The organism is Kitasatospora sp. NPDC057512, from assembly GCF_042802135.1.
Taxonomy (GTDB): domain Bacteria; phylum Actinomycetota; class Actinomycetes; order Streptomycetales; family Streptomycetaceae; genus Kitasatospora.
This window is the reverse complement of sequence record NZ_JBHVET010000272.1, coordinates 1-10,072: the sequence shown is the minus strand read 5'-3', so window position 1 is coordinate 10,072 and position 10,072 is coordinate 1. Positions and strand designations below refer to the sequence as shown.

Annotated in this window: 7 protein-coding genes and 1 riboswitch; of the genes, 1 reads left to right on the top strand and 6 read right to left on the bottom strand. The window is 75.7% G+C overall.

Annotated elements, in window-relative coordinates:
- Positions 1 to 69: 69 nt before the first annotated feature.
- Positions 70 to 783 carry an IclR family transcriptional regulator gene (locus ACFU6K_RS19200; RefSeq protein WP_380664506.1) on the bottom strand — a complete coding sequence of 238 codons (714 nt, stop codon included), beginning with the start codon at positions 781 to 783 and terminating at the stop codon, positions 70 to 72.
- Positions 784 to 985: 202 nt separating this feature from the next.
- A riboswitch (SAM riboswitch) is annotated at positions 986 to 1,127 on the bottom strand.
- An 85-nt stretch (positions 1,128 to 1,212) separates the two neighbouring features.
- A complete protein-coding gene (locus ACFU6K_RS19195; RefSeq protein WP_380664504.1) occupies positions 1,213 to 2,442 on the bottom strand; it encodes a hypothetical protein in 1,230 nt (409 codons plus the stop codon).
- Between the two features lie 257 nt (positions 2,443 to 2,699).
- Between ACFU6K_RS19195 and ACFU6K_RS19190 the strand changes: the two genes are divergently transcribed.
- Positions 2,700 to 5,945 carry a BTAD domain-containing putative transcriptional regulator gene (locus tag ACFU6K_RS19190; RefSeq protein ID WP_380664502.1) on the top strand — a complete coding sequence of 1,082 codons (3,246 nt, stop codon included), beginning with the start codon at positions 2,700 to 2,702 and terminating at the stop codon, positions 5,943 to 5,945.
- Positions 5,946 to 5,976: 31 nt separating this feature from the next.
- Here ACFU6K_RS19190 and ACFU6K_RS19185 read toward each other — a convergent pair whose 3' ends face one another.
- The 4 genes from ACFU6K_RS19185 to ACFU6K_RS19170 form a co-directional block, all read right to left on the bottom strand.
- Entirely contained in the window at positions 5,977 to 6,198 is a 222-nt protein-coding gene (locus ACFU6K_RS19185) for a hypothetical protein (RefSeq protein WP_380664500.1), read from the bottom strand.
- 183 nt (positions 6,199 to 6,381) lie between these two features.
- Positions 6,382 to 7,194 carry a dimethylargininase gene (gene ddaH / locus ACFU6K_RS19180; RefSeq protein ID WP_380664498.1) on the bottom strand — a complete coding sequence of 271 codons (813 nt, stop codon included), beginning with the start codon at positions 7,192 to 7,194 and terminating at the stop codon, positions 6,382 to 6,384.
- A gap of 109 nt (positions 7,195 to 7,303) precedes the next feature.
- Entirely contained in the window at positions 7,304 to 8,599 is a 1,296-nt protein-coding gene (locus ACFU6K_RS19175) for an MFS transporter (protein ID WP_380664496.1), read from the bottom strand.
- Between the two features lie 6 nt (positions 8,600 to 8,605).
- Positions 8,606 to 10,072, bottom strand: a 1,467-nt coding sequence (locus ACFU6K_RS19170) for a thioesterase domain-containing protein (RefSeq protein WP_380664494.1), incomplete at its 5' end; no start/stop codon positions are given.

Below are 10,072 nucleotides of genomic sequence, written 5' to 3'. Positions count from 1 at the left end.
GAGGTGCGCCCCGGAGCCCGGAGTTTCAGGGAGCCTTGAAGCCCGGAGCCCGGAACTCCCGAGCCCCCGTCAGGGCTGGCGCAGGGCCTCGGTGAGCCGGTGGGCCGCCTCGACGACGGCCTGGGAGAGCTGGGCGCCGGGGTGGCGGGAAAGCCGTTCGATCGGCCCGGAGACCGTGACGGCGGCCACCACCCGGTTGGACTGGCCGCGGACGGGCGCGGCGACGGAGGCGACCCCGGCTTCGCGCTCGCCGACGGACTGCGCCCAGCCCCGGCGCCGCACGCCGCTCAGGGCGGTGGCGGTGAAGCGGGCCCCCTGCAGGCCGCGGTGGAGGCGCTCGGGCTCCTCCCAGGCGAGCAGGATCTGGGCGGCGGAGCCGACCTTCATGGGGAGGGTGACGCCCACCGGAACGGTGTCCCGCAGGCCGGTGAGCCGCTCGGCGGCGGCCACGCAGATCCGGACCTCGCCCTGCCGCCGGTAGAGCTGGGCGCTCTCGCCGGTGGCGTCCCGCAGCTGGGCAAGGACCGAGCCGGCCGCGGCCAGCAGCCGGTCCTCGCCGGCGGCCGCCGAGAGCTCGCCGAGCCGGGGGCCGAGCATGAACCGGCCCTGCACGTCCCGGCTGACCAGGCGGTGGTGTTCGAGTGCGACGGCCAGTCGGTGGGCGGTGGGCCGCGCCATGCCGGTGGCGGCGACGAGGCCGCCCAGGGTGGCGGGCCCGGCCTCCAGGGTGCCGAGGATCGAGGTGACCTTGTCGAGCACGCCGACGCCGCTCGTGTTCTCCATGGGATGGGTACTCCAGTCTCAAGGCCCGGGAGCAGCGGGTCGACGCTGCTCACGGCGGCTCCTGGCGGGGAGCCGGGGGGTGTGGTCAGCGAGGACGGGCCGGAGAAGTCGGCCGATTGCCTGCGCCGGGCACGAGACGGGTACGCGAAAGGACCGGGGCGGGAAGCGCCCGGGCGAAGGACAGCACAGAGAGCACCGTGTCTCCTCATCTTTCCCGCGCCACAGTGGCGACAGGCCGGAGTTGGCACTGCCCCCGCCAACACGGCGCGTACTTCGGACGCCGGGTCGAACGGGGAGTTGCCGGGGCTTCGTAGGGCCGGTCCCTCCACCCCTCTGGATGATTCGCCAGGAACGATACAAGACTTCCGGGGCGGCTCGGCAAGTCCCCCCGCCCTCGACCCTCCCCCGACCGCGGCCCGCGGGGCCCGCTCAGCGGTGGCGCGGCCCCGACAGGCCGGTGCACCGGGCCCCGTCCGGGCTGCCGGGGAGGGTCGCGTCCCAGGCGCGCAGGGCGGCGAGGGCGGCGGTGCGCTCGCGGTCCGTCGGCCGGGTGCCCTCGGGGCCGAGCAGGTAGTCGGCGACCGGGGTGAGCAGCAGGGTGGCGTCGCCGGCCGGGAGTAGCAGCGCCTCGTCCCACCGGTGCCGGATGACGGTGCGGCGCAGCAGCGTGCCGTGGCGCGGCGAGGTGCCGTGGGACGGCGGGGCGCCGGCAGAGGTGCGGCGGCGGAGTTCGGGGGCGACCTCGGCCTCCAGGACGGTGCGCACGTCCCGCAGGGCGCCGAGCGGAACGTGCTCGGCGGCGAGGTCGAGGAGGGCGGCGGCCTCCGGGGCGAGCCGGTAGGCGGCGACCACCGCGGCGGTCTCGACGGGCTCGAAGGGCTGCCCGGCGAGCCGGGCCACGTCGATCACGTCGCCCGCGAGGAAGGTGCGCCCGAGGCCCTCCTCGGCGAGGGCGATCAGGCATTCGACGTGGTCGTCGGCGGCCAGGTAGGGGCGGACCGGGACGGTGGCGAGGTCGCCGGTGAGCGCGGCGGTCGCGACCCGCACCTGGTACCAGGGGTCGAGCAGCGGGTCCTCGGCCGGCCAGCGCAGGGTGACGGCGATGTGCCGGGGGCGCTCGCCGAGCAGGGTGACCTCCACGGACTCCACCGGGTGGTCGGTGACCAGCCGGTTGACGGCCTGCCAGAGCGAGGCCTCGGTGGGGCTGACGAGGCCGAGCTCGGCCAGCGGCCGGGGCAGGTCGGGCGGGTAGTAGCCGGCCAGCGGCAGGTCGCGGATCGGGCGGACCCCGGTGGCGTCGGCGAGGTCGCGGGCGACCCGGGCGTAACACTCGACCCGGTCGCGGGCGCGCCGCAGCTCGTCCCGGGCGTGCGCGCCCATCCGGACGCCCTCCCGGGCGAGCGCGGCGAGCACCAGGTACGGGAGGTGGCGCTCGCCCCGGGCACGGTGGAGCAGCTCGACCGGTCCGGCGGCCGGGTCGACGTCGAGCAGCCGGTGGAGCAGGTCGGTGTCCAGGACCGTGGTCCGGTCCGCACTCAAGTCCGGGGCCCGGTCGGCACTCAGGTCCGTACTCGGTTCCGCGTTCGAACCCGCGTTCCGGTCCGCGTCCGGATCCGCGCTCCGGCCGGTGCTCAGGTCGCTGTTCCGGTCCTTGTTCATGGGCGTCCGCCTCCGAGAGCCGTGGTGGTCGCCGGTCGGCGGCCGGGCGACCGGGACGTGGCGGGTCCGGCGGTGAGGGGCCGGGCCGACTGCGGGCGCCACATCACCGATTGTGGCGACGGCCGATCAACACCGGATCACCACCGGGTCGACGATCTCTCGACATCCCGCCAGGTCCCGTGGGTTGATAGGGACTCACCAATTCGGGGGCGGCACGTGCGGGCGGGGGCGAGCACATGAGGTGGGCAGGTGCAGGAATGGATGATTTCCGGTTCTCGGTGCTGGGCTTGATGCGGGCGCAGCGCGGCGCGACCGTACTGAAGGTGGGCAGCCCCCAGCAGCAGGCGATGCTGGCGGTGCTGCTGCTGCGGCCCGGCCACGGCGCGAGCGCCACCGACCTGATCGACGCCCTGTGGGGCGAGGAGCCGCCGGGCACCGCGATGACGACGGTGCGCACCTACGCCTGGCGGTGGCGCAAGGTCCTGCACGGCGAGGCGCCGGACGCGCCGACGGTGCTGACCTCGGTCGGGGACGGCTACCGGCTGGTGCTGCCCAAGCACGCGGTGGACGCGGCGCAGGCGGAGGAGCTGGCGGCGCAGGCCGAGCGCACGGCGGCCGCCGGGGAGCCGCAGCAGGCGCGCGACCTGCTGAACCAAGCGCTGGAGCTGTGGCAGGGCGAGCCGCTGGCCGGCATCCCCGGACCGTTCGCGCAGCGGCAGCGCCAGCGGCTCCAGGAGCTGCGGCTGACCCTGCTGGAGGAGCGGATCGCCCTGGACCTGGCGCTGGGGCGCTACTCCCGGTGCATTCCGGAGCTGACCTCGCTGACCACCGAGCACCCGCTGCACGAGCGGGCGTACGGGCTGCTGATGCGGGCGCTGTACCAGGCCGGGCGGCAGGCGGACGCGCTGGCGGTGTTCCGGGGCGCGCGTCAGCTGTTCCTGGCCGAACTGGGGGTGGCGCCCGGGGCGGAGCTGGACCTGCTGCACCAGCGGATCCTGGAGGGGGACCCGTCGCTCGCCGCTCCGGTGCCCTCCGTCGCGCTCGTCCCCGTCGCGCCCGTCCCGGGCTCGGCCGCCCCCGGTCCGGCGGAGCCGGCCGCGCCCGGGGCCGAGGCGCCGGACCCGCCCACCGGCCCGGCGGCGCCGAACGGTCCCGCCGCCGCACCGGCCGGGAACACCGCACCGGCCGGGAGCAGCACCCCGATCGGGAGCGCCGCACCCACCCCCAGACCGGCCCAACTGCCGCCCGACGCGGCGGACTTCACCGGCCGCTCGGTCCTGGTCGAACGGCTGGGCAAGGCGCTCGGCGGGGCGCTCGACAGGAACCCCGGCACGGCCCCCGGCACGCCCGGCCAGCAGGCGCTGGTGATCGCGACCGTGGTCGGCATGGGCGGGGTCGGCAAGACCGCGCTGGCCCTGCACGTCGCCCACCGGGTGCGCGAGGCCTACCCGGACGGGCAGCTCTACGTCGACCTGCGGGGCGCCGACGCCACCCCGGCCGATCCGGAGGCGGTGCTCAGCGGCTTCCTGGTGGCGCTCGGCGTGCCGGCCGACGCGGTGCCGGAGGGGCTGGACGCCCGCTCGGCGCTGTTCCGCTCGGCGGTGGACGGCCGGCGGCTGCTGCTGGTGCTCGACAACGTCCACGACACCGCGCAGATCAGGCCGCTGCTGCCGGGCGCGGTCGGCTGCGCCGTGCTCACCACCAGCCGGACCCGGCTGTCCGGCCTGCCCGCGACCGTCCAGGCCGACCTCGGCGTCTTCGAACCCGAGGAGGCGCTCGAACTGCTGGGCCGCACCATCGGCGCCGAGCGGCTGGCCGCCGAGGCGCAGGCCGCCCGGGAGCTGCTGCTCGTCTGCGGCCACCTCCCGCTCGCGGTCCGGATCGTGGCGGCCCGGCTGGCGGCCCGGCCGAGCTGGACGGTGCAGACGCTGGGCCGCCGGCTGGCGGTCGAGCGGCGGCGGATCGACGAGCTGCGCATCGGCGACCTGGAGGTGGCGGCGGCCTTCGAGCTGAGCTACCGCCAGTTGACGCCCGCCCAGGCCCGGGCGTTCCGGCTGGCCGCCTCGGTGGACGGGCCGGACCTCGGGCTGCAGGCCGCGGCCGCCCTGCTGGACCTGGACGAGTACGACGCCGAGGACCTGCTGGAGGCCCTGGTGGACGTGGCGATGATGGAGTCGCCCTTCCCCGGCCGCTACCGCTTCCACGACCTGCTGCGCGCGTTCGCCCGGCGCCGTCCGGACGATCCCGGCGCGGCGGTGGCCGCCCGCGACCGGATGCTGGACCACCTGCTGGCCACCGCGTGCTCGGCCTTCCAGCACGCCGTCCCCGGGGATCCCGCGGCCGGCGCGCTCGGGCCGGCCCGCAGCGCGGGCGTCCCCCTGGACGGCCCGGACGGGGCGCGGGCCTGGGCCGAGGCGGAGGGTTCCGGGGCGATCGCGCTGGCCGCGCAGGTGGCGGGCTGGAGCGTGGCGGACGACACCGACTCCCCGCCGGCCGCTGCCGACGGCCCGAGCCCGGCTCCGTACCCCGCCGACGCCCCGACCACGGACCCACTGCGCGCCGCGATCGACCTGCTGATCGCGCTCACGCCGTTCGTCCTCGCCCCGCCCAGCCGCCAGCTGGCCACCACCGCGGACGCCCTGGCCGCCGCCGCGGACCACCGCGCCGACCACCGGGCAGCTGGTCGGGCGCACTTCCTGCGCGGCAACGTCGCCCTGGCCGCCACCCGGCTGGAGGAGGCGGAGGCGGCCTCCCGGCTGGCGGTGGCCGCGTCCCGGACGGCGGGCGACACGGTGATCCTGCGCCAGGCGCTGAACGACCTCGGCCTGGTCTGCCAGTTCCTCAGCCGGTACGACGAGGCCGTCGGGCACTACGACGAGGCGCTGCTGCTGGCCCGCGAACTCGGCCACCGCTCCGGCGCGCTGGTGACGACGGTGAACGCGGCGCTGGCCCGGGTGCGCAGCGGGCGGGCCGCCGAGGCGGTGCCGATCTGCCACGAGGCGCTGGCCGAACTGCGGACCCGGCACGACGATCCGGGCCGGGCGTACACGCTGTACGTGCTGGGGCTGGCGCTGCACGGGCTGGACCGGCACGAGGAGGCGGTCACCTGGTTCGGCGAGTGCCTGGCGGTGGCCTCGGCGTCCGGTCTGCGGGCCCGGGCCGGGCACGCCCGCTACCGGATGGCGGACAGTCTGCGCTCGCTCGGCCGGACGGACGAGGCGCTGGAGCACGCCGGGCAGGCGCTGGAGCTGTGCGAGGAGCTGGGTGCCGAGCGGGACCAGGGCCACGCGCTGGTGGTGCTGGGCCGGACGCTGGCCGACCTCGGGCGGGAGGCCGAGGCGTACGGCCGACTGCGAGAGGCGCACCGGATCTTCGTCCGGCTGGGGCTGCCGGAGGCGGCGGAGGTGGCGGCGCTGCTGCCCCGGGCCGAGGGTCCGGGTCCGTCGACCCCGTCGGGTCGGGAGGTCCGGCGGGCCGCCGACCGGCTCTCCTCGGGCTGCTGAGGAATCGATCCTGCAGTCACTTCCGGTGCGTTCAGGAGCCGGTGCTGTTCCAGTCGCCGGTGCCGCCGGTCGGGGTGGGGGTCGGGGTGGGCGTCGGCGTCGCGTCGCCGCTCACCACCGTCGCCACCCCGGCGTCGGCCGCCGCCCCGGCGACCGTCACCGAGAGGCCGGCGCCCAGGGCGACGGCCACCCCGAGGCCGACCGTGAACAGCCGGAGGCGGATGCGGATGGTGGTGGCCGGACGCTGCGTCATCTCTGGTACTCCTCGGCTCGCTTCCCTGCTGGGAAGGGGTTCCGTCGTGGTGTGGAACCAGTCTGGCCGGGAGCGTTCAACGGCCGATCTACAGCCGAGCACCGGTGATCACCAACGATCACCGGTGCTCGGTGGGCCGCCCGGTGACGCCACCCGAGGATGCCACCGGATGACGCCGCCCGCTCAGGCCGTCGCGCGGATCTCCAGGGTGCAGCACTTCACGCTGCCGCCGCCCTTGAGAAGCTCGCTGAGGTCCATCCCGATCGGCCGGAAGCCGCGCTCGCGCAGTCGCGAGGCCAGTCCCACCGCCGCCTCCGGCAGCACCACGTGCAGGCCGTCGCTGATCGCGTTGAGGCCGAACACCGCCGCGTCGGCCCCGTCCACCAGCAGCGCGTCCGGGAACAGCCGGCGCAGCACGGCACGGCTGCCGGCCGAGAAGGCCTCCGGGTGGTACATGATCTCGTCGCCGTCCAGCACCGCGAGCGCGGTGTCCAGGTGGTAGAAGCGCGGGTCGACCAGCTCCAGGCCGACCACCGGGCGGCCGAAGAACTCCTGCGCCTCCGCGTGCCCGTCGGCCACGCTGCGGAAGCCCCGCCCGGCCAGCACGTAGCTCGCGGTCGTCAGCAGGTCCCCCTCGCCCTCGTTGACGTACTCCGGGTCGCGCGTCTCGAAGCCCCGGGCGCGGAACCACTCCAGGTAGGCCGGGCCCTCGGCGGCCCGCTCGGCGTTGCGGAAGCGCGCCCCGAGCACCCTGCCGTCCACGACGGTGGCACCGTTGGCCGCGTAGACCATGTCGGGCAGGCCGGGCAGCGGGTCGATCAGGTCGACCCGGTGGCCGAGCTCGCCATACAGGGCGTACAGCCGCTCCCACTGGGCGACGGCCAGGTCGGTGTCCACCGGCTTCGCCGGATCCATCCAGGGGTTGATCGCGTAGGTGACGTCGAAGTGCGTCGGACGGCACATCAGGTAGTGGCGCGGACGGGCGGTGCGGGCCATCGGAAGCTCCAGGGAAGTCGGGTACGGGCGGTATGGGCGGTACGGGCGGTACGGGCGGTACGGGTGGAACGGGCGGAACAAGCAGAACGGGCGCTACGGGCGGGGCCGGTCAGGCGGCGGGGGCCGGCGGCCGCGTCGGGAAGTCGCGAAGGCCGCGCAGCGGGCTGGCCAGCAGCACCGCGCCCGCCGACAGCAGCACGCCCGCCATCAGCCAGATCGTGCTGCGGGCGCCGATCGCCTCGCCGAGGTAGCCGCCGAGCAGGGCGCCCACCGGGATCGCGCTGTAGTTGAGGGTCGCGGAGCTGGCCCGGATCCGGCCGATCATCGCGGGCGGGCAGTAGCCCTGGGAGAAGCTGCCGGCGAGGACGTTGCCCGCCACCACCCCGCAGACCGCGACCGCCCAGGCGAGCGCGCTGACCACCAGCGGCAGCCGGTCACCCGCCAGCGGCAGCAACAGGATGAAGGGCGCGACCACCAGTTCGCAGACCAGCAGCCCGCGGGCGCTGCCCAGCTTGCGGGCGACCCGTCCGGCCAGCATCGCGCCGGCCAGTCCGCCGACGCTCACCAGCGCGAACACCCCGCCCACCGCGCCCGGTTCGAGCCCCACGCTGCGCACCAGGAAGACCGTCTGCACCGCCTGGATGCCGTTCAGCCCCAGGTTCCCGATCGCCGCGAAGCAGGCGAACGTGCGCAGGTACGGATCGCGCAGCAGGAACCGGACGCCCTCGCCGATCTCGCGCGGGATGCCGCGCCGCTCGGACACCGGCGGGGGGCGCTCCTCCGTCCTGATCCGCCGCAGGAACAGCGCCGACACCAGGTAGGTGAGCGAGTCCGCGAACATCCCGCTGGCGGCGCCGAAGGCCTGCGAGAGCAGACCGGCCGCGCCCGGGCCGGCGATCTCCGCCGCCGAGGCCCCGGAGCGCAGCTTGACGTTGGCCTCCAGCAGGTCGGCCTTGCCGACCAGGGTGGGCAGCACCGCACCGTAGGCGGTGGAGAAGAACACCTTCACCGCCCCGGTCAGCAGGGCCACCACCACCAGGTGGGCGAGCGAGAGCACCCCCAGCCAACTGGCCACCGGCACGCTGCCGAAGAGGACGAGCAGCAGCAGGTCGCAGACCAGCATCACCCGCAGCCGGGGCCAGCGGTCCACCCAGGCGCCGGCCAGCAGGCCGAGGAACAGCCAGGGCAGCCAGGCGGCCGCGTTGATCACGCCCACCGCGAGGGGGCTGGCGCCCAGGGTGACCACGGCCACCAGGGACAGGGCCACGCTCCCGACGGCCGTGCCGAAGTTGCTGGTGGTCTCACCGATCCAGAGCCGGCGGAAGTCCCCGTGGGCCCACAGGCCCCACCTGCTGCGCGGCCGGTCCGGCGGAGCCGGTGACTCGATCGGGACGGTGGTGGTCATCGCGGCTCACGCTCCGGACTTCTCGGTGTTCTGGAACTTCTCGGCGTTGTCGCTGTTGTCGGTACTGCCGGTGCTGCCGGTGCTGCCGGTGCTGCCGGTGCTGCCGGCGCTGCCGGCGCTCCCGGGCCGCAGCTTGTCGGCGAGCACGGCGGCGATCCGGGCGAGCGACTCCGGCCGGGCCAGGTCGCCATGGCCGAACGGCAGCCGGTGGCCCTCGATCCGCCCGTCCAGGTGGGGCCGCCAGACCTCCTCGTACGGCCAGTCGGCCGGCTTGCCGAGGGTGGCGCCGAAGAAGACGGCATCGCCCCGGTAGCACTCGGGCCGGTGCTCGGCCATCAGCTTGCGGTGCCGGTCGAACACCTCGGGCAGGACGTGCGCGGCCTCGCCGAGCACCGCCGCCAGATCGGCCTGGCCGCTGCCGTCCGCCGGGTCGTAGCCCAGCGAACGCAGCAACTCGGCCACCGTGTCGACGGGTTCGGACGGCGGGGCGGCATCGGTGTGGACCGCCGGGCCGCCGTCCAGCAGGGCCAGCAGCCCGACCGGCGCGCCCTCGGCCTGGAGCCGGACGGCCATCTCCTGGGCGACCACCGCACCGAAGGACCAGCCCAGCAGGTGGTACGGGCCGGACGGGTGGACGGCCCGGATCTGCCGTACGTAGTCCTCGGCGATCTCGGCGACGCTGGCCGGCGCCCCGCCACGCAGGCCACGGGCCTGGAGACCGTACACCGGCTGCCCGGGGTCGAGGTGGCGCAACAACCCGGAGTAGACCCAGCTGATGCCGGCCGCCGGGTGGACGCAGAACAGCGGGGGCCGGTCGCCGCCGGTGCGCAGGGGCAGCAGCACGTCCAGGGCGTCCGCCGCCGGCCCCTGGTCGAGCCGGCTGTCCAGCCCGGCCACGGTGGGCGCCTCGAACAGCGCCCGCATGCCGAGATCGACACCGAGGGCGGTGCGGATGCGCGAGAGCAGTTTCATGGCGAGCAGGGAGTGCCCGCCCAGATCGAAGAAGCCGTCGTCGATGCCGACGCGCTCCAGACCGAGGGTCTCGGCGAACAGGGTGCAGAGCAGCTGCTCGCGCGGGGTGCGGGCCGGGCGGCCGGCCGGGTGGGCGGCGAACTCCGGTGCGGGCAGGGCACGGTGGTCGACCTTGCCGCTGCCGGTCAGCGGCAGGGCGGGCAGCGCGACGAAGGCGGCGGGCACCATGTGGGCGGGCAGCCGCTCGGCGGTGAAGGCCCGCAGGCCGGCCGGGTCGAGCGGGCGGTCGGTGACCAGGTAGGCGACCAGTCGGGTGCCGCTGTCGTCCGGCCGGACGACGGCCGTGGCGACCTCGGGGTGAGTCGTCAACACCTGCTCGATCTCGCCGAGTTCGATCCGGAAGCCGCGGATCTTCACCTGGTCGTCGGTCCGGCCCAGGTACTCCAGCTCACCATCGCGGGCGCGGCGCACCAGGTCACCGGTGCGGTACATCCGCTCGCC

Excerpts from the sequence above, each read along its gene's own strand:
- ACFU6K_RS19200 (WP_380664506.1), bottom strand. The coding sequence starts at position 783 with ATGGAGAACACGAGCGGCGTCGGCGTGCTCGACAAGGTCACCTCGATC.
- ACFU6K_RS19195 (WP_380664504.1), bottom strand. The coding sequence starts at position 2,442 with ATGAACAAGGACCGGAACAGCGACCTGAGCACCGGCCGGAGCGCGGAT.
- ACFU6K_RS19190 (WP_380664502.1), top strand. The coding sequence starts at position 2,700 with ATGGATGATTTCCGGTTCTCGGTGCTGGGCTTGATGCGGGCGCAGCGC.
- ACFU6K_RS19185 (WP_380664500.1), bottom strand. The coding sequence starts at position 6,198 with ATGACGCAGCGTCCGGCCACCACCATCCGCATCCGCCTCCGGCTGTTC.
- ddaH (WP_380664498.1), bottom strand. The coding sequence starts at position 7,194 with ATGGCCCGCACCGCCCGTCCGCGCCACTACCTGATGTGCCGTCCGACG.
- ACFU6K_RS19175 (WP_380664496.1), bottom strand. The coding sequence starts at position 8,599 with ATGACCACCACCGTCCCGATCGAGTCACCGGCTCCGCCGGACCGGCCG.